We start from the raw sequence: 19950 nt of genomic DNA, 5'->3' as shown, positions 1-19950 counted from the left end.
AGGTAGTAATGGGACTTAGTCAGTATGCTTTATTTGTCTCGAATGTACAAAGTCACGAGATTTCTCTTTGTTGAACATATACCCCATGCTTGTATTTTCTATTATTGAGCCAATTTCTCCTGCTAATATTTGTATGATAATTAGTTAAGATAAAATCAAGTATTAATATCCATGAGATTGCTTGTTATCCTAACAGGATTTAAGAAATTATTATTGAATAGTAATGTTGGGTAGGTGATTATATGACCAAAAAAATAATATTAGACAAGATGGTTCCAAAAGATTGGGAACAAGTGAAGGGCATATATCAAGAGGGTATAAATACTGGCAATGCCACATTCGAAGATGAAGCTCCAATGTATGAGGAGTGGGATCGTAATCATCTAAAAGAATGTCGGTTTATTGCACGGGATGGTGACGAGGTTTTAGGTTGGGCTGCGTTAAGTTCAGTTTCCAGTAGATGTGTGTATAATGGTGTTGCAGAAATAAGTGTATATGTAAGTAGTGCTAGCCAAGGAAGAGGGATTGGATCGAAACTGATGGATATGCTCATTAAATCGAGTGAAGAGGAAGGAATTTGGACATTACAAGCGGGAATCTTTCCTGAGAACGCTTCGAGTCTTGCATTACACAAAAAAGCGGGCTTTCGAGAAATTGGTATACAAAAGCATATTGGCAAAATGCAAGGTAGGTGGCGTGATGTCATTTTATTAGAAAGAAGAAGTCGCAAAGTAGGAGTTTGATAGTATTGTAAGCTCACAATACTATTGCAGGAGGATAAAGAATAATTGGACAAATTAATTCATGAAGCTCTTAAGCACTATACGATAGCTAAACAAACAGTAATTGTTGAAAAAGAACTACATCATAACAGTTGGCATAGTGATCTTCATTATAAAATAGTTGTTGGTAGAAAAAGATATTCTGCAAGGTTTATTAACAAAAGTCGTTCTCCTCATCATGCCTTTGGTTTATTAAATGAGACTATTATGATTGAGCAGATTCGTTTTTGTAACTATCTTGTTGATAATCAAATTCCATTTATGCGAGTTAAACCAACTTCAAAAAATGAACCATTTATATCTCTCAAATGTGATAATAACCTATTGTTGTTTATTTTGTTTGAATGGATTGAAGGTATACATATCACTCATTGTAATGAATATTTTGCAGGTAAATTTGGAAGGGTGGCAAGACGTATTCATGATGTATCAAGTGACTTTCATAGTGATGAGTTAATAAAAAAATCACACTTGCATGGTTATAGGGAGTTTATAAACAAAATTCGTGAAAATATTGCTACAGCATATATTTCAGTAAAGCATCTACAGATGATAGAAGATTATGTCATGCTAATTGAACATCACATTGAAAGATCAACGATAGGGAACTATAAATTTATTGTACAGTCGGATTTAAATCCGTTAAATATACTTTGGGATGAGCAAAGAAGTGTAAAAGGCATCGTTGATTTTGAATCAATTGGGTATGTAGATAGAGTGGAAGGTTTAGCTTGGCTCGTTAAGTGGTATTCAAGAACTGACGGAGTGCATTCTCATAAGATGTCATCTAATGTAGCAGCAGCTTTTATAGAAGGCTATCGAGCAACGGATATACTAGATGATAAAGACTTTGAGCGGTTAAGGTCTTTAATATGGTTATCAGGTTGTATAAATTGGAATTTCACTAAGAAAACTATAAATATACTAAATCGCGATCCAAATTTACTAGAAGACCATTTACAAATATATATAAAACGTGGAGAAGGTTTATTAGCTTTACTCAATTGAGCTGATATGACCGACTATTAAGAGGCGCTTATCGAGATTCTTTTATCATAACGTTTATAGAAGCTCCTTATCAGATATTGAAGACAGTTTTATAGTTATTTTTCAAGTATATTTAATGAATCATGGCAGAGTTAACAGTCTGTAGACATGTTAATACATTTTATTGATGGTGGAGAAGGAACAAGGGTTAGTCACAACGAAAATATAGAAAACAACTATGACTAGGAGAGAGGTTAAATGAATCCGATATTATTAGATTTTCCAACAGAATTTACTACTGAAAGATTACTAATACGAATGCCAAAACCGGGTGATGGGGAAGCTGTATATCAAGCTGTTACTGCTTCGTTACCTGAATTACAGCCTTGGTTGCCATTCGCACAAAAGGAACAATCCCAACAGCAAACAGAAATTAATATTAGAGAAGCACATGTGAATTTTTTGAAAAGAGATGATTTACGCCTCCTTGTTTTCTTGAAAGATTCTGGACAGCTTGTTGCTTCCTCCGGATTACATAGAATCGATTGGTCTATTCCAAAGTTTGAAATAGGATACTGGGTTGATTCACGTTTCACTGGTAAGGGTTATATGACGGAAGCAGTACAAGGAATTACTGATTTCGCTAAAGATGAATTGAAAGCGAGAAGAATTGAAATACGCTGTGATTCGAGAAATGTAAAAAGTAGAGCAATTCCAGAGCGCTTAGATTATACTTTAGAAGGAATTTTGAAAAATGAGGCTGTAGCTATTAATTCCAATGAGTTGAGAGATACTTGTATATACGCTAAGGTGTTCTAAAAGTCGAAAGACCGATAAAAGCTTGATATTGACCCGAAAAAAGTTCAAATTGACCCAATAAAATCAACATTTGACCCGATAACCGCATAATTTGACCGATAAACATCTGAATTTGACCCAATAAAACGGTGTAATCTTATATTTGCACTAAATGTTGACATAGTACGGTCTAGTATGTTATTTAATTAATGGGTTAGCACTCAATTAGTTTGAGTGCTAAATGTATGAACAGTATGTTTTACATATATTAAAAATTAAAGTAGGATTGTACTGAAAGGAGAGGTTTATATGACTGTAAAGCAGTTTGAAGCAGAATCGAAAAGGTTATTAGAGATGATGATTAACTCCATCTATTCACAAAAGGAAATCTTTTTAAGAGAATTAATTTCCAATGCGAGTGATGCGATTGACAAAATTTATTATAAAGCATTATCAGATGATACGATTACTTTTGAAAAAGATAATTACTATATGAAGGTAGTCATTGATAAAGAAAATAGAATATTGAAGCTTTCTGATACTGGTATTGGTATGACGAAAGAGGAGCTAGAAAATAACCTAGGGGTTATTGCGAAGAGCGGTACGTTAGCGTTTAAAAAAGAAACTGAAATTAAAGATGGCCATGATATTATAGGTCAATTTGGTGTAGGGTTTTATTCAGCATTTATGGTAGCTGACGTTGTCACTGTTATTACGAAGCCATTAGGTAGTGAAGAAGCATACAAATGGGAATCTCATGGGGCAGATGGATATACGATTGAGCCTTACGAAAAAGATGAAGTAGGAACAGATATTATTTTAACAATCAAAGAGAATACAGAAGATGAAACGTATGATGAATACTTAGAAGAGTTTCGATTAAAATCTATTATTAAAAAATACTCCGATTTCATCCGTTACCCAATAAAGATGGACGTTACGGAACAAAGACCTAAAGAAGGTAGCGAAGACGAATTTGAAGATGTACAAGAAGAACAAACGCTTAACAGTATGGTTCCGATTTGGAGAAAGAATAAAAGTGAGCTAACAGACGAAGATTACGAGAATTTTTATGCTGAAAAACATTACGGCTTTGATAAGCCGCTAAAACATATACATATTAGTGTTGATGGTGCGGTGAGATATAATTCGATTTTATTCATCCCACAACAAACACCATATGACTATTATACAAAAGAATTTGAAAAGGGCTTAGAGCTTTATTCCAATGGTGTTTTAATTATGGAAAAATGCTCAGATTTGCTGCCTGATCATTTTAGTTTTGTAAAAGGGATGGTCGACTCTGAAGATCTATCTTTAAATATTTCTAGAGAGATTTTACAGCATGATCGTCAACTAAAGCTTATTGCAAAAAATATCAAGAAAAAAATAAAAAGCCAATTATTAAATTTACTAAAGGACGACCGAGAAAAATATGAAGAGTTTTATCAATCTTTTGGTAGACAATTAAAATATGGTGTGTATAGTGAGTACGGCACACATAAGGAAGAATTGCAGGACCTTATCATGTTCTATTCTTCAAAAGAGAAGAAGATGGTAACACTAGATGAGTATGTGTCAAGAATGCCAGAAGATCAGAAATATATTTATTATGCTGCTGGAGAAACACACGACAGAATTGAAAAACTACCACAGACAGAGATGGTACTAGATAAAGGTTATGAAATTTTATATTTCACTGACGATATAGATGAGTTTGCTATTAGAATGTTAATGAATTACAAAGAAAAGGAATTTAAGTCTATTTCAAGTGGTGACTTAGGAATTGATTCTGATGACAAGCAAAACGAGGATAATAAAGAGGAGGAAAGCAATAAAGACCTCTTCGAATATATGAAAAATATATTATCAAGCAAAGTGAAGGATGTTAGAGTATCAAAACGATTAAAGACGCACCCTGTATGCTTATCAACTGATGGTGAAGTAAGTATAGAAATGGAAAAAGTCCTTAATGCAATGCCTGATAACCAAAATATTAAAGCTGATAAAGTGTTAGAGATTAATATTAACCATGGTGTGTTCCAATCATTAAAGAGTGCTTTTGAAACAGATAAGGAAAAAGTAGACTTATACACAAACCTGTTGTATAACCAAGCGCTTCTAATTGAAGGGCTGCCGATCAATGATCCTGTAGAGTTTACGAATGATATGTGTAAAATCATGGTATAACAAATGCTTGCTCCCTTTACTCGTATTGTAAAGGGAGTCTTTCATTTAGAGAAAGGGTTATTGAACATGACAATGCTGTTCAGAATAGGAGCTAACAAATGACTTCAATATGTTTAATAAGACATGGAGAAACCGATTGGAACAAAGAAGGCATACTTCAAGGGACAAATGATACACCACTAAATAGTAATGGTATTTTACAAGCTCACCAGTGTAGTGAGTTTTTGAAAAACTCCCAGTGGGACATACTGGCTACAAGCCCATTACAAAGAGCAAAACAAACAGCACAAATAATAAATAACAACCACAACATTTCACTTATTGAAGTGAAAAAGTTTATGGAAAGGCATTACGGAGATGCAGAAGGGATGACTGTTGAAGAAAGAAATACTAAATTCCCAGATCAAAAATATAGAGATCAAGAAGCATGGACCGATTTACAAAAACGCTCCATGGAAGGACTTTATGAATTACATGAAAGGTTTACGAATCAAAAAATATTACTTGTTTCTCATGGTGCAGTCATCAATGCCATTTTAGCTACATTGTCTAATGGCAAGATTGGAACTGGAAAAACGGTTTTAAGAAACACATGTATGAGTCACCTACATTTTGATGGCAAATGGAGCATAGAGAATTATAATGTTGTTTCACACCTTTCTCAGTATAACGACCAAGAAAACATAGTTCATTACTGAACAATTTTTACACATGAAATATGCGAATATCCAACTACATAAGTTTGTGCTAATTTTTAAAACGTTTAGCGTAATGTCTAAGCGTTTTCTTTTTTTGAAAAATTTGTTGCTCTATTTAATTAGAAAGGTGATTTCATGGATAGATTGTTTTAGCATGGATTGGTGCTTCTAGTTCATAGATATGAGCACGTATACACTTAGCGTTCGCGGCACCCTTTCTACTATTAAATATATTGAGTTCTCATAAAGCTCATCGTATTTCCCACTTTTAGTAAGGCTGTTTTCGCATTGATTGTTGCTTTTCGTTCAAAGATATAAGCACGTAAACATATTGCGTTCGTGGCATCTTTTCTACTTAAACAATTATTGAGCACTCCTAAAAACTGTCCATTTTTAATAAAAATAGCAACAAGTTTAGGAAAAGAGCCTTAAGTAAAAATAGTAACAAAGCATACGAAAAAAAACTCTGTAAAATAACAACCCACATGAAAATAGTGTGATTTTTTGAATTAAAAAAATAAAATCAACCAAAATAAATAAGAAAGTAACTTCAATAATACAGAAGGAGTGAATCGACTAATGATGAAACGTAACAAAATTAACGCAATGGTTGCAGTTCTTGTGTTATTTGCTCTACTAGCTGGACCTGTAAGTACAAACGCGAACAGTAAACATAAGGCTCATACGGATTGTTACACCAAATCGGTAGTAAATTTTAAATTTGACCTACGTAAACTCTGGATAGACCATACTGTCTGGACGAGAAATTATATCATTAGTGCTATTGCTGAATTAGAAGACAAAGAAACAGTACTTACTAGATTGCTTCAAAATCAAGCCGATATTGGTAATACTATAAAACCATATTACGGAGAAGATGCTGGTGAACAGTTAACAAAACTACTTACTGAACATATTGAAATAGCAGGAGAAATTATTGATGCTGCAAAGAGAGAAGATAAAGAGGCGTTGGAAGAATCCACTAAAGAATGGTATAGAAATGCTGATGATTTAGCAGTTTTTCTAAGTAAAGCAAATCCGAACTGGAAAGAGGAAGAATTAAAAGAATCTCTGTATGAACATTTGAAATTAACAGCCGACGAGGTTGTCTCAAGGTTAAAAAAGGATTGGGAGTCTGATATAGCTGCTTTTGATGCAGGAGAAAAACATATCATCATGCTTGCAGATGTGCTTGCTAAAGGGATTATTAAACAATTTCCTGATCAGTTTAACTCCGGACATTAATATTTGCCAACAAAAGATGAAGTGTGGTGTCTCAATTCGTGAGACACCACTTTATTTTAGATAAGACATGAAAATTAGTGGCATTTTTTATGAAAAGAGTACTGGCTGAAGAAAGGGTTCCATTGGGTTAGTTATTTCATTGATTAGCCATGAATACGATTTGTGCACAAATTAGTATAGCCAAGAAGTTATCTTGATCTGAAAAGTCTGTGGTTAAATCTTAACAACATACTTATCATCAGCTCGTAATGCTTCATGCCATTTCTCTTCTAAGTCTTTAATCCTGTTAGCGTATTTATTTAAATCATTGTAGTCCAATACAATTTCCTCTTCAGGCTTTATTTTCTCCAATATTTGAAAAGAAAAGTTGTCTTTACCATATAAATCCCATTCTTTTTGTAAATCCTTATTAAAATGAGTTTTAAACTTTAGTTCAAATTGATGGCGGTTAATGATCTTAGCTAAATCCATACTGCTTCCAACATACATTTTGCTGTTTACAAGGTTCGTTATCGTGTATACACCCATCAAAGTATGGGTTTGTTTATATTCTCTTTTCAATTGCTTTTTGTCCATATGAAGACCTCCTTCAATATAAGGTTATAGTTTTGCTGACCAGCTAAGTAAGCAAGAAGAAAAGGTACTTGCTCATATAAATCTTAGTTTAAATTGACGTAATTTATGTCAAATATAACACAGACATAAAATATGTCAAATATAAATGTATGAAGAAATTGTAAAAATTACTTGAAGTTGACTTTGAAATCTTATACGATTACAATCGAAAAAAATTAAGATGAGGTGAATCATGTGTATCAGAGGCTATTAAACTCAAAAACCGTATTAGAATACTTAGTTGTTCGTAACGAGCAATCCTACACCCAAATAGGAAAGCAATTAAATATTACACCTCAACAATTTTCTGACTGGATTAAACTACGTAGACCTATACCAAATGAAAGGTTAAAAAGTTTATGTGACTATTTTGCAGTTCCTGCTGATGTATTAGTCAATGAGAAAAAGTTTGCAAAACCTCTTGATCCAATAACGAAAATTGACGTGGAAATGCTTGAGGTAAATAAAGCAACTAAGGAAGAGGATTCTATAATTTTGAAGGAGAAATTAATTGAGCTTCAAAAGGAAAAAGCGAAGCAGGTCAGAATTCTCCGTTTAACGACTATGTTAAATGCTGACAATGATCAGTTAAATGCAGTAATTGATACTTTTTTGGACCAACTAGAAAATATTGAAGAAAGCGAAATAAATCTTTTTTTAGAAAAAATTCGTGTATAGAGCTGTCAGAAATCCTATCATAAGAAAATAGACGGTGTTAGTTCTAGTAGAAATTTTAAAACAAATATGAGAAAATAAAGAAAAATAGGAAAATACATACTCGAGAGGTGGGAAAGTGTTTATTTCTGTCACTAGACTTCATCTGAGGGGTAAAAGAATGTTACCTATCTTCTTTTTTTATACATACAAATCAACAAGACAAGTAAAAAAAGCTGATGGGTTGCTGCATTCTTCATTGCATCAAGAAGGATGGGATACTTTTTGGACATTAACTGTTTGGGAAAACGAAGGTGCTATGAAAAACTATAGAAATGCAGGAAGTCATCTAAAAGCCATGAAAATCTCAAGGAAAATTGCAGACGAATTAGAAAAGGTGAATTGGGAAAATGATAGCATTCCAGCTTGGGAGAAATGTATAGAGCGACTTCATCAGCATTATGGCAGGCTTTGAATGAATACAAATGTGAAGGAGCTTATAAAAAGGGTGATTATAATAAAGCTCATCCCATCTAGCACCATGGATAAATGAAGGATAGTAATTTCCTAAGGATATTTTCGCAATGAGAAAAGAAGCCTGAAACACCTTTATATCCATAAAAAGGTATTCCGGCAAGAGGTGAAATCTTGTTAGCAGAATTATTTTGAATTTTTTTAATAAAGGATGAAAAGTAAATTAGAGAAAACGAAATTTAATTGTAAAATCTATAAGAGGTGATGATGTGTTTCCAGAATTAGCAACTGATAGATTAATTTTAAGAGAAATTACAGAAGCGGACGCTGAAGGAATATATGCTTGCTTTTCTAATGACGATGTCACACGGTATTATGGGCAGGAATCGTTAGTGAGTATAGAGCAAGCAAAAAATATAGTAAACTTCTTTGCAAATAATTATAAAGAAAAAAGGGGGGTTAGGTGGGGGATACAAATAAAGGGCACTGATGGAATCATTGGGACAATCGGCTTTAATGCTTGGTTACCTAAATACAAAAGGGCTGAAATAGGTTTTGAAATTAATCCAGCTTATTGGCGGCAAGGGTATGCATCAGAGGCCATTAGGAAAATTATTACCTATGGATTCGATTCACTTGATCTAACTAGAATAGGCGCAGTTGTATTCCTTGAAAATGATGCCTCTAATAATCTATTAACAAAGCTTGGGTTTCAAAAAGAAGGCGTTTTAAGAAATAATATATATCAGAATGGTAGACCTTATGATACATATGTTTACTCGATGATAAAATGAGTGGATTCGTTTCAACTAATGTACCAGAACAAGTTAAATGTTAGCTCTGGTACATTTTGTTTGTGTGGAAAACTTGCTAATAAGTAATAATGTTATCCTAAGTTAAACCGTGTGAATGCATAAGTACAATTCGCCATCCATCGGGATCTTCAATAGTAATCCCCTTTTCCTGCCAGTATGGGTTTTCTGGTTCAACCTCATGATACCCCATTAAGTCCAACTTCGTTTTTATTTCTGTAATTTCATTAATATCAGGTATATAAAAGACGAGCAAATTATCCTTTGTTGGAGCAGGACATGGACTCCCTTCAACATGTCTAGTAAATTCTAAATGGTATTCTACTCCAGGTAAGCCAAACATCACACCATCGTACCCGTCATGGTTTTGAAAGCTTCCTATTCTTGTTAACCCTAAGCCTTCTTCATAAAATGTAATGACTTCTTCAAAGTTGTCCGTAGGTCTTGCTATTCTGAACTGAACACAATTTTTCATGTGAATTTCCCCGTTTCATATATTAGTCTTTCCTATAGACTAGTATATCTAGGTTAATCCAATTTATCATTGCTCAAAAGTAGTAATATTTTTTCGTACTTTGGTTGTACACATACTGTTTTGACTACTAATATTCATAGGTGGCAGTCTCAAAAAAAATCACCTTAAAGTATGCAATGAGGGAGGAAGCTTATGTTAAGGAAAAATCTCCAGAACTAGTTCTTACAGTCAGCTCATGCTCTCCACTACCGATGGTTCCCACGACCGCATTACGTTTATTTTTATCATATGTAAGTCCTTGTAAGCGAATATTTGCATCGCCAGAAGAACTTTTAAAATCAACTTTAAGCGATTCTGGTTGATTATCAGATATAATTGAAACATCACCACTATTTGACTCTACGGTTGTTTTACCTTTAAGCTCATTTGTGATTAATTTAATATCTCCAGAAGATGTTTTACTGTTTGTAAACATGGCTGTTACATATCGTGTGTTAATGTATCCACTTGATGAACGTACATTAAATTTTGAAGCTTCCGTATTCATAATATGAATATCGCCACTAGATGTTTCAACAGATAAAGTGTCTTTTACTATGATTTTATTAGCGTTAATATTTCCTGAATCTGAAATAAATGTAACTGTATTAGCTGATATATCTTCAATATCTGCATCGGCTGACGATGAGTCAATATCAATTGAATCGAAGTGTTTCTGAGGAACTGTTATTTTTAAAATAGACAGATCAATGATTATACCAATGTGAGATGTTTTTTTTGATCGTAATGCAATATTTAATTCTTTATCATTGACCTCTGTATCAAGTATGAAATTATCTGCTAATTTGCTGTTTACTTGTCCTGTTAGCTCTACTGTGATCTCATTGTCATTTGAACATATGAACCTTACGTTATTAGAACAAGAATTTATTTTTATTCGAATTATATCGTCACTTATAAATGATTTTTTCTCAGACAATTCAACCATGTCATCTTTTATTTTCTTATCAATGGTGGAAACTGACGCTTTAACAAACCTCTTCCATAAAATTGATGCTCCATATGAGATTTTATTCATACACTCACTCCTCAAAAAATACTTTAATATATTGAAAATTAAGAATTTTATATTGGTAACCATTCTAACAATATTTCGGTGTAGACTGTGCTAGGACTTATTTTCATATTGTTTATATTAATTATAACAAATTTAACTAATAATGGGGATTTCTATATGGTGTGTCAAGTATAGAAACTCATCCGATACATGTATAATAATGATATTTGGTCATATTGCCACACGTTGTCCTACTTTCCAACAAAGTTCTTTTACAGTCGTAAAAGCGTGTCTTAAAGTCCAAAACTGATGTAATACTGTCGGAAAACCGTGATGTACAGTCCGAAACCGATGCTATACTGTCAGAAAAATATGTTTTACTTATCCGAAACCAATGTAATACAGTCTAAAAACATGTTTTACTGTCCAAAATCGGAGTTATACTGTCGAAAAAACGTGTTATACTGTCAGAAAACCGTGATGTACTGTTCGACTATCATCTTTATAGGAAATATACTTCAATTAAGATATCAAACAGCTGATTAAAAAATTTCATTTCTTAGTAGGGGGAGTTTCTAATGAGTGACCACATTAACTATAAAATTTGGACTGTTTGTATGATACAAGATGGGAACAAGGTGTTACTATTGGATAGGCAGCATGATAGCTTTAAAGGATTTATACCTCCCGGTGGAAAGGTTGAATTTCCTGAGAGTATAGTTAATAGTGCTATAAGGGAAGTCAAGGAGGAAACTGGCCTTGTTGTACATAACCTTGAGTTCAAAGGTTTATATGAATATGTTAATGTGGATAAAAAAGATAGATATATGATATTTAATTATTTTACGAATGATTTCTCAGGTGAATTACTACAAGAATCTCGGGAAGGTCGTCCTGTTTGGGTAGATATACAGGAAGCATACAATCTTCCTATGCAAGACTCAATAAGGAGAAGGTTTCCTCTGTTCTTTGAAGAGGGTACGTTTGAAATACAAGTAGAATGGGACAATGAAAGTGATAAAGAGGGTATTGTTAGTATTAAGAAAACGTAAAACCTTTCAGAGTAATTCAAGGAGTGCACAATAAAATGCTAAAGCGTAAATATGCAGATCGCTCTAATTGGAAGCGTATTGTGAAAAGTGGGTATTCTCAAGCTTATCTTTATACTAAAGACTTTAAAGGTCATATATCTTTACTAACAATTGATAAAGTTACTGAGCCATTAAATGTTAGTTATGGAACGCAAAATGTCTGTATAGTTGATGAGGGCTATAATTGGCTTCAACAATTCCCGCTAAATAAACATCATTCAGTTACTACTATGTTTAATGAAAAAGGTGAAGTTGTTCAATGGTATATAGATATTTGTAACAAGAATGGTGTAGAAAATAATATTCCTTATATGGATGATTTATTTTTAGATTTAATTGTATTACCATCTGGAGCAATTTTTCAGCAAGATGCTGATGAATTAGAAGATGCGCGATTAAAAGGATTAATAGATGAAACTTTATACGATAAGGCTTGGGAAGAAGCGAAACGAATTCATCAACAACTTGAAGAAGGCTCTTTCAAGCTACTTCATTTGTCAGTAGCTCATAAACATTTGCTTAAAAATTGTGATGGATGGTGCACTTAACCAATAGATTCGATGATAAAAAAGGAAGGAAGGTTAATTATGTGGGGAAAAGAAGTTGACATTTCGCCTCCATACGATTTTAATAGAGTGTTGGGACGTTTATCACTAGATCCATTAAATCAAGTTGATGTAGAGGCAAAAACGGTAAAGATACCACTTTATATTGATGATGAACGAACTATCGCTACGGTGAGAAGTATTGGTACTATCAACCATCCAAGCTTTATATTAAGTGGTGAACAAAGTGCGCTTCAAGATGAAGTAATGAAGATTATAAATCACTTATTTCAGTGGAATGTTCCTCTAAAAAAAATCTCAGATCACTTTAAACAAACTAATTTAAATAAGTTATTTGAGGAACATCGTGGAACACCTCTTGTTCTTGATTTTAATTTATACGGCTGTTTAATGAAATGTATTATTCATCAGCAGTTAAATTTAAAATTTGCATTTACGCTAACTGAGCGTTTTGTGAAAACATTTGGAAGTGAAGTAGATGGTGTTTGGTTTTACCCATCACCGGAACAAATTGCAGAACTTTCATATGACATGCTGAGAGAATTACAATTTAGTCAGCGGAAGGCTGAATATGTTATAGATACATCGAGATTAATTTCTGAGGGAAAGCTAAACTTAGATGAACTAAGCAACATGCCGGATGAAGATGTTATTTCATCTCTTGTGAAAATCCGTGGGATCGGTCCGTGGACAGCACAAAATGTATTATTATTTGGATTAGGTAGGAAAAATCTTTTTCCAAAAGCAGATATAGGTATTCAAAATGCACTAAAAAAATATTTTTCACTGGATGATAAGCCCACTAAAGACGAAATGGATGAATTAAGTGAGAAGTGGGCTCCATACTTAAGCTATGCTTCATTGTATTTATGGCGTAGTATTGAAAATTCTTAGGAGTTGTGACAATGAAACAGAAACGACAAAACCGCTCAAGGCAACAAAATCGAAATAGACAGCAAAAACAAGATACATCAATTACCCTTACAAAGGGTCAGCAATTCCCGTTAACGATCAAACGACTTGGCATTAATGGTGAAGGTGTAGGGTATTTCAAAAAACAAGTTGTTTTCGTACCAGGAGCCTTACCTGGAGAAGAAATCTTAGCCGAAGCATCGGTTATTCATTCTAAATATGCAGAAGCTATTATTAGAAGAATTCGCATTAAATCACCACACCGTGTTAAGGCACCATGTCCTTTATATGTTAAATGTGGTGGTTGTCAATTAATGCACCTTGACTATAATGAGCAGTTAAAACAAAAGCGTGATATCGTAGTACAGGCATTTGAACGTTATGGAAAAGTACCTGTTGAAAAAATTCAAATTAAAGAAACCATCGGTATGGAAGACCCATGGAATTACAGAAACAAAAGCCAATTCCAACTAGGTATGCAAAAGCAAAATGTTATTGCCGGGTTGTATGGCTTGAATTCACATCAACTTGTGAGCATCAATAACTGTATGATTCAGCATGAAGCAACAACCAAAGTGACAAATGTCATTAAACGCATATTACAAGACATGCAAATACCAATTTACAATGAAAAATCACGCTCAGGAGATATTAGAACAATTGTAACCAGGGTTGGTTTTAAAACAGAGGAAGTACAGGTTGTGCTTGTAACGAGAACGGATAAGCTACCTCGCAAAGAGCAGCTAATCAAAGAAATTACAAACCGTTTGCCAGAAGTAAAGTCCATAATGCAAAACATTAACGGTCAAAAAACGTCGCTCATTTTCGGAGAAAAAACAGTTCATATACATGGTAATGAAGTCATACAAGAAACACTCGGTGACTTATCATTTGAGTTATCGGCGAGAACGTTTTTTCAGCTAAACCCTATCCAAACGGTAAAGCTATATGAAGAAGTGAAAAAAGCAGCCGCATTATCTGGTAAAGAAAAAATTGTTGATGCATACTGTGGTGTAGGAACGATTGGTCTATGGTTGGCTGAGGGTGCAGCAGAAATTCGTGGTATGGATGTCATTGCGGAATCTATTGAAGACGCAAATAAAAATGCTAAAAAACACGGCTACAAAAACGCTACTTACGTCCAAGGAAAAGCCGAAGAACTGCTACCGAAATGGGTCAAAGAAGGCTGGAAACCAGATACAATTGTTGTCGATCCACCAAGGTCAGGCTGTGATGATGCGTTATTACAAACAATTCAAAAGGTTAAACCGAAAAAAGTGATCTATGTTTCTTGTAACCCATCAACATTAGCTAAAGATATTGAAAAGCTAAATAGACTTTATAAAATAAAATATATTCAACCAGTTGATATGTTCCCACATACGGGGCATGTAGAGGCAGTCGCAGTCTTGGAGTTGAATAAATAGTAAAAGTAAGAAGGCATCAAAAAGTAAAAGCAGCTTGCAAAAGCTGCTTTTACTTTTAATCATAATATTCCAGAGGCTTGTATACATCCTCACATTGTTTCATTAATCAAGTCGTAAACTATCTATTATTTTGGAGCAGTGAGTGTCGGTATATATATCAGCTCCACCTAGTTTGTCAATCCATTTTGGAACGGTCGCGTCATTACAAGATTTGATCATCTCATCATAATAAACATCCATGAGGTGCCAAGGGTTCTCAAAGCCGACATTTTGCCCAATTGCATTAAGGTCAGTGGTTTTCAGAGCATTTTCTGCATTTTTCTGTACATCATTCATGTAGTCAATTTGAGTTTGTACATCCTCACGGGTACCTAAGCGCGTAACATGACCAGCAACTAATGTGTCAAAGTCATATTCCATTATTTTAGCGTGTGCTTCTATGTACCCTGGGATGTCTTCAGAAAGAGCTAAATAACGAAAAGGTACCCAGCCTGGAAAAATGATATCCACAGCCATTAAAACTTTTTGATCTGGTACATAAATAAATATGTTACCTCTTTGGTGATTATCCCCCATATAATCTAATAGAAGTTCCTTGTTACCAAGCTTTAACTTCTTCTGACTACCTTTAAAAGGTTTTGTAGGGATTGGACGGTTAGGATCTTGACGTTTCTCTAATATTTTTGCTGTTTCTTCATGCGCAAAAATCTCTACATCATCAGGAAACAAAGATGCGGCACCAATATGATCTTTGTGTGCATGAGTATAAATGAGATATTTTATCGGTTCATCCGTTACTTCTTTAATCGCATTTAAATACTTCTCTCCTAGCGATTGTGGTGCATCTACCGCTATTACACCTTTGCCAGTAGTGAGGAACATCGTCGTGAAAATACCATCCATTACTGCATAAATTCCATCTCCTATTTCCTCGACTAAATACCCTTTATCCATGGGAATAGCTGGTCCTTTTGCATTTTCAGGAAGTGGAGCTACTTGGCTGTCTTCTTCTAATTCACTACTACTATTTGTTTTAATTATCATGTCATTTCTTTCAGTTTCCTGCTCGTATCCCATAACACTTTGAGCGTAATATGTTGTTTGTAATAGTGTAAGTGCCATAATACAAACTACAATCAATTTTTTTGAAATCCGTCGTTTTTGTGACATGTTTTACACCCTTTCTTTGAATTGAATTAGGTACGTGAAAAAAGACTAATTTCACTGTCTTTATTATGCGAATTTATTTTTTTATTATGCTCAAGATGTTCGAGTCAAACGAACAAAAAAGTGTTCATTTTGTTAATTAGGAACACCTTATATAACTATACACGAGGTTCTCATAATGTAGACTTATAAACGATTAGTAGAAATGAAATCACATATGTCCAAAAAAGAGAATTGTCCTACAACAATTGAAAATGCTGAGATCTCAACATTCTGATGTATCCATAGCAAATTAATAGACTGTTGAAGAGCTTAACATACATCTTTTCTTATTTACTCAGGCAATTGAAATAATAGATTTTTCATCAATAGGAGTGTATTGAGTTTTTGATTTCTGTAAAACAAGCACATGGAAGGATTAAAAGGGCTAGAGAAGCTATTTGATAAAGAAACCTTACTTTGGAATAAAAGGCTCATTCCGTAAACTTTGTTGTTATTTTATACAAAATTACGATAGTAAAAAGAAGCCTTATAAGATTATCATCATGATAAAAGAAGAGATGCTACGAAACCATAGTTGTATCGGTGTTTATTTATTAGTATGAAATAGAACAATCAATTCGATTACTTATCATAATCTTTCTTCCTTTGAAACTCCTATATATTAAATGGACAACTCCACATAGAATACACATGAATATGAGATAATATTTTTAAGATGCCCAATTGGCTTATGTATGAGGGGAGAGTGATGATCATGCCTACAATTCTTGTCGTTGAAGATGACAATGATATTCGCGAACTAATTAGCGAATTTCTATTATCACAGCAGTATCATGTGAAATTGGCAAGTGACGGCCTTGAAGGGTTTACAATGTTTCAGCAATATGAAGACATAGACCTTATTATTATGGATATTATGATGCCGAATATGGATGGGTTTCAATTTTGTCAACTTATAAGACAACAGTCTGAAGTTCCGATAATTATGCTTACTGCTTTAGAAGACGATGTTGAGCAAATTAAAGGTTTTGAGTTAGGTATTGACGATTATATTACAAAACCCTTTTCTTTTAACATTCTTATTAAGAGAGTAGAAGCCATACTTAGAAGAAATAAACGAACAAAGGTTAAATCAAGCACACAGCTCATATATGAAAACTTAATTCTTGATTTACAATCCTACCAAGCTTATGAAGAAAATGGTTTGGTGAACCTCACGAAAAAGGAATTTGAATTGCTTCAACTGTTAATGGAGAATAAAGGAAAGGTGATTACGAGAGAAATGATGATTGATAAATTATGGGGATATGATTTTTATGCAGATACAAGAGTCATTGATACCCATATTAAGAATCTCCGAAAAAAAATAAACGGTGACTACATTAAAACAGTTGTGGGACTAGGATATAAGATAAATGAGTAAATTTTTTAGTCAAATGAAACATAAAGGTATTGTTTTCAAAATCTTTGTTATAACAACGCTATTACTATTAAGTGCTTCTTTAATGATTTACTTTTCAATTTATTTTTTCCTTCCAGGATATTATAAGGATTATAAATTGAATCGATTAGAAATTGCAATGTCCGATTTAATTAAAGAGACTGAAGGTAAGACTTTACCAGAGTTCTTTGAAGCTTCACAACAATATCAGGATGAAAATAATGCAATGGTATACTTAATAGATACGAAAAGCGATTATGGTTTGGTTACAGCTCCAAAAGATTATCTTAGCCAAAAATTATTAGAAACAAATGAATTAGAGAAGTCAATTTCTTTGAAAGAAAGAGATTATATTATTAAAATTTCTCAAACCTTGCAGCCTGTTGATGAAGCTCAAAGTGCTATATTAAGGTTTTTTCCTTATGTAATCATTGTCATTTTTCTCATTTCGATTTTAGGAGCTATGTTTTATGCAAGAATTTTATCCAAGCCTTTACTAGAACTTAACTCAGTAGGGAAAAAAATGGCGAAATTAGATTTCTCAACTAAAAGTGAGTATAAAGCAGAGGATGAAATTGGTGAACTAGCAGAAACCTTAAATAATATGTCATCTAGGTTACAAAGGACAATAGATGATCTTCATATTGCAAATGAATTATTAACAAAAGACATCGAACATGTAAAAAGTATTGAAGCAGAAAGAAAAGATCTATTTGCGGCAATTTCACATGAATTAAAAACCCCGATCACGATCGTAAAAGGTCAACTAGAAGGGATGCTTCATCGTATAGGAATATATAAAGATCGCGATAGTTACTTGAAACGAAGCTTGAACGTGATGGGGGACCTTGAGGGTCTTGTTAAAGAAATTTTGAATCTTTCTAAAATCGAAAATGAAGGGTTTAATCCATCTTTAACTGACGTGAATATATCTAGAACTTTACAGGATATTGTTTATTCTTTTTCCTATTTTTCATCTGACAAAAAATTAAATGTAAGTCTAGAAATTGATCCTGATATAATCGTTCAAACGGATAAAAACCTTTTAGAAAAAGGGCTAAGAAATGTTATTCATAATGCGATGATGTATTCTCCTAATGAAGCAGAAATTCAAATTTCTTGTCAGAAGGAAGGTACAAATATTAACGTAGCTGTATTTAATTCAGGTGTGTTCATTGAAGAAGACCACTTAAAAACAATCTTTGAGCCATTTAATAGATTGGAAAAGTCAAGGAATCGTAATTCTGGTGGTACAGGTATTGGATTGTATCTTGTAAAACGAGTTTTTAATATTATCCATGTACAATATGAATTAAAAAATGTGAAGAATGGCGTATTATTTACGATTAATATTCCAGTATAACCAAATATGTATTGTGGTTTAGTTGGTATAAGTAGCATTTCTAATTATAATATCCATAGGAGAAATCTCGGTTCATTGCTCCTATGGACATTTGTATATTAAATCAACTTGGTTACTTTAGTTTTCTTCAATAGGCTCTCCTGTTTCTGGATCAACTTGGATCAGTTTATATTCTTCTTCAATAGGGCCTAATTCATCATTTAAAAGATTCATGAGTTTTTCTGGAACATCATCTTTAGACATTTGTATTCCTCCTTCAACCTCAACCCACAATCGTTCAACAATTTCTGAAGGCTTTGTTAATAATTCGTCTGTCTCAGCGTCAAAGATTTCACCTGTATTGATATCTGTTTTAAGTGTTTTTAACTTGTGCAAATAGTCTTTTGTTTCAGGGTCTTGTACAAAGTGGAGTCCTGTTTTGTCGTCTTCATAAACTTCTAAAAGTTGATAGTTATGCTCATCTATAGAATTAGTAGCCTCTATTTCATTCCATAGATCTTGAGGAATATCTTTAATAGCTATTTGGGTTCCCCCTTCGAACTCAGTACCATATTGTAATAATTTTTCTTCCGTTGTTAAGTTTTCGTCTTCAGTTAAATATACTCCTGAAGCTCCTAATCCTGTAGTTAATAGACCACCTGCAATTGCTAAAGATAAAAATTTCATATTAGTATTCTCTCCTTTTGAAAATTTTTCTTACAAGTGTATTAAAACATTTCAATATGAATTTCATGTGTAATTCATGTGTGGGTTAAGTGTGCATTTTATTGAGAACTGTACAAAGTTTATCGAAGTTTTATTATGACTGGTATAAAGGTATATAGCTTATCGATTTATCCGACTCTTACTGAACGAATCGAGCTAAAAAGATAAGTCTAAACCTTTCATACTATCGAGTAAACACTTCTTTCTTCCATGCACATACAATAATTTGAACAAGTTTAATACGTGATGCAAGGAATCGCATTATAGTTTCGATCAGGTGTATATATCAGCATGAAGAAGTGACTGCTTGAAGAGTTTATAAAAAATCATTCATTATTTTGGATACTTTTTTGGACTAGTATCATAAATAATGATGATGGATTGTATACAGATAATGAGTTAAGTAACTTCAATAAGTGATAGTATTCCTTATTTTGAAGTTACTTTTTGTTTGTTTTTTATGTGGTTTGTCTCAAGCAATCTTGTTA

20 protein-coding genes are annotated in these 19950 nt (G+C 33.3%); 15 read left to right on the top strand and 5 right to left on the bottom strand.

Going from position 1 to position 19950, the window contains the following annotated elements; all coding sequences use genetic code 11:
• Positions 1–242: 242 nt before the first annotated feature.
• From V1503_RS07055 to V1503_RS07030, 6 genes are all read left to right on the top strand, one after another.
• Entirely contained in the window at positions 243–743 is a 501-nt protein-coding gene (locus V1503_RS07055; RefSeq protein WP_410625868.1) for a GNAT family N-acetyltransferase, read from the top strand.
• A gap of 45 nt (positions 744–788) precedes the next feature.
• Positions 789–1790: a phosphotransferase enzyme family protein gene (locus V1503_RS07050; RefSeq protein ID WP_410625866.1), complete on the top strand. Its 1002-nt coding sequence runs from the start codon at positions 789–791 to the stop codon at positions 1788–1790.
• A 237-nt stretch (positions 1791–2027) separates the two neighbouring features.
• Entirely contained in the window at positions 2028–2588 is a 561-nt protein-coding gene (locus V1503_RS07045; protein ID WP_410625864.1) for a GNAT family N-acetyltransferase, read from the top strand.
• 288 nt (positions 2589–2876) lie between these two features.
• On the top strand, positions 2877–4757 hold the full coding sequence (gene htpG, locus V1503_RS07040) for a molecular chaperone HtpG (protein WP_410625862.1): 1881 nt from the start codon (positions 2877–2879) through the stop codon (positions 4755–4757).
• 98 nt (positions 4758–4855) lie between these two features.
• Positions 4856–5455, top strand: coding sequence for a histidine phosphatase family protein (locus V1503_RS07035; protein ID WP_410625860.1), 600 nt, complete (start codon positions 4856–4858; stop codon positions 5453–5455).
• A gap of 579 nt (positions 5456–6034) precedes the next feature.
• Complete coding sequence (locus tag V1503_RS07030) at positions 6035–6700, top strand: glycosyltransferase (RefSeq protein WP_410625858.1); 666 nt, start codon at positions 6035–6037, stop codon at positions 6698–6700.
• Positions 6701–6913: 213 nt separating this feature from the next.
• Here the strand turns inward: V1503_RS07030 and V1503_RS07025 are convergent, their stop codons facing one another.
• On the bottom strand, positions 6914–7276 hold the full coding sequence (locus tag V1503_RS07025; protein ID WP_320258293.1) for a GIY-YIG nuclease family protein: 363 nt from the start codon (positions 7274–7276) through the stop codon (positions 6914–6916).
• A gap of 234 nt (positions 7277–7510) precedes the next feature.
• On the opposite strand from V1503_RS07025, the gene V1503_RS07020 reads away from it, so the two are divergent.
• From V1503_RS07020 to V1503_RS07010, 3 genes are all read left to right on the top strand, one after another.
• A complete protein-coding gene (locus V1503_RS07020; protein WP_410625855.1) occupies positions 7511–7993 on the top strand; it encodes an XRE family transcriptional regulator in 483 nt (160 codons plus the stop codon).
• A 157-nt stretch (positions 7994–8150) separates the two neighbouring features.
• Positions 8151–8444 carry an antibiotic biosynthesis monooxygenase gene (locus V1503_RS07015; RefSeq protein WP_410625853.1) on the top strand — a complete coding sequence of 98 codons (294 nt, stop codon included), beginning with the start codon at positions 8151–8153 and terminating at the stop codon, positions 8442–8444.
• Between the two features lie 268 nt (positions 8445–8712).
• The gene (locus V1503_RS07010; protein WP_410625851.1) at positions 8713–9237 is read left to right on the top strand and encodes a GNAT family N-acetyltransferase; all 525 of its coding nucleotides are present in this window, start codon (positions 8713–8715) and stop codon (positions 9235–9237) included.
• 97 nt (positions 9238–9334) lie between these two features.
• Here V1503_RS07010 and V1503_RS07005 read toward each other — a convergent pair whose 3' ends face one another.
• Together V1503_RS07005 and V1503_RS07000 are read right to left on the bottom strand one after the other, a co-directional pair.
• Positions 9335–9730: a VOC family protein gene (locus V1503_RS07005; RefSeq protein ID WP_410625849.1), complete on the bottom strand. Its 396-nt coding sequence runs from the start codon at positions 9728–9730 to the stop codon at positions 9335–9337.
• Between the two features lie 190 nt (positions 9731–9920).
• Positions 9921–10808, bottom strand: a complete 888-nt coding sequence (locus tag V1503_RS07000) for a DUF4097 family beta strand repeat-containing protein (RefSeq protein ID WP_410625847.1) — start codon at positions 10806–10808, stop codon at positions 9921–9923.
• A gap of 557 nt (positions 10809–11365) precedes the next feature.
• Here V1503_RS07000 and V1503_RS06995 point away from each other — a divergent pair.
• Genes V1503_RS06995 through rlmD form a run of 4 tightly spaced genes read left to right on the top strand, consistent with a single transcriptional unit; the run spans position 11366 to position 14783 of the window.
• Entirely contained in the window at positions 11366–11839 is a 474-nt protein-coding gene (locus V1503_RS06995) for an 8-oxo-dGTP diphosphatase (RefSeq protein ID WP_410625845.1), read from the top strand.
• Between the two features lie 35 nt (positions 11840–11874).
• Positions 11875–12426 carry a ribonuclease FAU-1 family protein gene (locus V1503_RS06990; RefSeq protein ID WP_410625843.1) on the top strand — a complete coding sequence of 184 codons (552 nt, stop codon included), beginning with the start codon at positions 11875–11877 and terminating at the stop codon, positions 12424–12426.
• A 39-nt stretch (positions 12427–12465) separates the two neighbouring features.
• The gene (locus V1503_RS06985; RefSeq protein WP_410625841.1) at positions 12466–13338 is read left to right on the top strand and encodes a DNA-3-methyladenine glycosylase family protein; all 873 of its coding nucleotides are present in this window, start codon (positions 12466–12468) and stop codon (positions 13336–13338) included.
• 11 nt (positions 13339–13349) lie between these two features.
• On the top strand, positions 13350–14783 hold the full coding sequence (gene rlmD / locus V1503_RS06980) for a 23S rRNA (uracil(1939)-C(5))-methyltransferase RlmD (protein WP_320209026.1): 1434 nt from the start codon (positions 13350–13352) through the stop codon (positions 14781–14783).
• Between the two features lie 102 nt (positions 14784–14885).
• On the opposite strand, the gene V1503_RS06975 is transcribed toward rlmD, so the two are convergent.
• Positions 14886–15953: an MBL fold metallo-hydrolase gene (locus V1503_RS06975; protein ID WP_410625838.1), complete on the bottom strand. Its 1068-nt coding sequence runs from the start codon at positions 15951–15953 to the stop codon at positions 14886–14888.
• Between the two features lie 748 nt (positions 15954–16701).
• Here V1503_RS06975 and V1503_RS06970 point away from each other — a divergent pair.
• Together V1503_RS06970 and V1503_RS06965 are read left to right on the top strand one after the other, a co-directional pair.
• Complete coding sequence (locus V1503_RS06970) at positions 16702–17376, top strand: response regulator transcription factor (RefSeq protein ID WP_410625836.1); 675 nt, start codon at positions 16702–16704, stop codon at positions 17374–17376.
• Positions 17369–18757: a sensor histidine kinase gene (locus V1503_RS06965; RefSeq protein ID WP_410625834.1), complete on the top strand. Its 1389-nt coding sequence runs from the start codon at positions 17369–17371 to the stop codon at positions 18755–18757. Before V1503_RS06970 ends, V1503_RS06965 begins: the two co-directional genes overlap by 8 nt.
• A gap of 117 nt (positions 18758–18874) precedes the next feature.
• Here the strand turns inward: V1503_RS06965 and V1503_RS06960 are convergent, their stop codons facing one another.
• Positions 18875–19423 carry a hypothetical protein gene (locus V1503_RS06960; RefSeq protein ID WP_410625832.1) on the bottom strand — a complete coding sequence of 183 codons (549 nt, stop codon included), beginning with the start codon at positions 19421–19423 and terminating at the stop codon, positions 18875–18877.
• Positions 19424–19950 lie beyond the last annotated feature (527 nt).

Source organism: Nanhaiella sioensis (genome assembly GCF_046557775.1).
Lineage (GTDB): Bacteria > Bacillota > Bacilli > Bacillales > SM2101 > Nanhaiella > Nanhaiella sioensis.
Note: the sequence above shows the minus strand (reverse complement) of the source record. Positions and strands in the feature narration are given on the sequence as shown.

Bases quoted from the DNA above. Each gene is read 5' to 3' on its own strand.
- V1503_RS06970 (WP_410625836.1), top strand. From the start codon at position 16,702: ATGATCATGCCTACAATTCTTGTCGTTGAAGATGACAATGATATTCGC.
- V1503_RS07030 (WP_410625858.1), top strand. From the start codon at position 6,035: ATGATGAAACGTAACAAAATTAACGCAATGGTTGCAGTTCTTGTGTTA.
- V1503_RS07035 (WP_410625860.1), top strand. From the start codon at position 4,856: ATGACTTCAATATGTTTAATAAGACATGGAGAAACCGATTGGAACAAA.
- V1503_RS07055 (WP_410625868.1), top strand. From the start codon at position 243: ATGACCAAAAAAATAATATTAGACAAGATGGTTCCAAAAGATTGGGAA.
- V1503_RS06985 (WP_410625841.1), top strand. From the start codon at position 12,466: ATGTGGGGAAAAGAAGTTGACATTTCGCCTCCATACGATTTTAATAGA.
- V1503_RS07025 (WP_320258293.1), bottom strand. From the start codon at position 7,276: ATGGACAAAAAGCAATTGAAAAGAGAATATAAACAAACCCATACTTTG.
- V1503_RS07005 (WP_410625849.1), bottom strand. From the start codon at position 9,730: ATGAAAAATTGTGTTCAGTTCAGAATAGCAAGACCTACGGACAACTTT.
- V1503_RS06990 (WP_410625843.1), top strand. From the start codon at position 11,875: ATGCTAAAGCGTAAATATGCAGATCGCTCTAATTGGAAGCGTATTGTG.
- rlmD (WP_320209026.1), top strand. From the start codon at position 13,350: ATGAAACAGAAACGACAAAACCGCTCAAGGCAACAAAATCGAAATAGA.
- htpG (WP_410625862.1), top strand. From the start codon at position 2,877: ATGACTGTAAAGCAGTTTGAAGCAGAATCGAAAAGGTTATTAGAGATG.
- V1503_RS06965 (WP_410625834.1), top strand. From the start codon at position 17,369: ATGAGTAAATTTTTTAGTCAAATGAAACATAAAGGTATTGTTTTCAAA.
- V1503_RS07015 (WP_410625853.1), top strand. From the start codon at position 8,151: ATGTTACCTATCTTCTTTTTTTATACATACAAATCAACAAGACAAGTA.
- V1503_RS06995 (WP_410625845.1), top strand. From the start codon at position 11,366: ATGAGTGACCACATTAACTATAAAATTTGGACTGTTTGTATGATACAA.
- V1503_RS07045 (WP_410625864.1), top strand. From the start codon at position 2,028: ATGAATCCGATATTATTAGATTTTCCAACAGAATTTACTACTGAAAGA.
- V1503_RS06960 (WP_410625832.1), bottom strand. From the start codon at position 19,423: ATGAAATTTTTATCTTTAGCAATTGCAGGTGGTCTATTAACTACAGGA.
- V1503_RS06975 (WP_410625838.1), bottom strand. From the start codon at position 15,953: ATGTCACAAAAACGACGGATTTCAAAAAAATTGATTGTAGTTTGTATT.
- V1503_RS07000 (WP_410625847.1), bottom strand. From the start codon at position 10,808: ATGAATAAAATCTCATATGGAGCATCAATTTTATGGAAGAGGTTTGTT.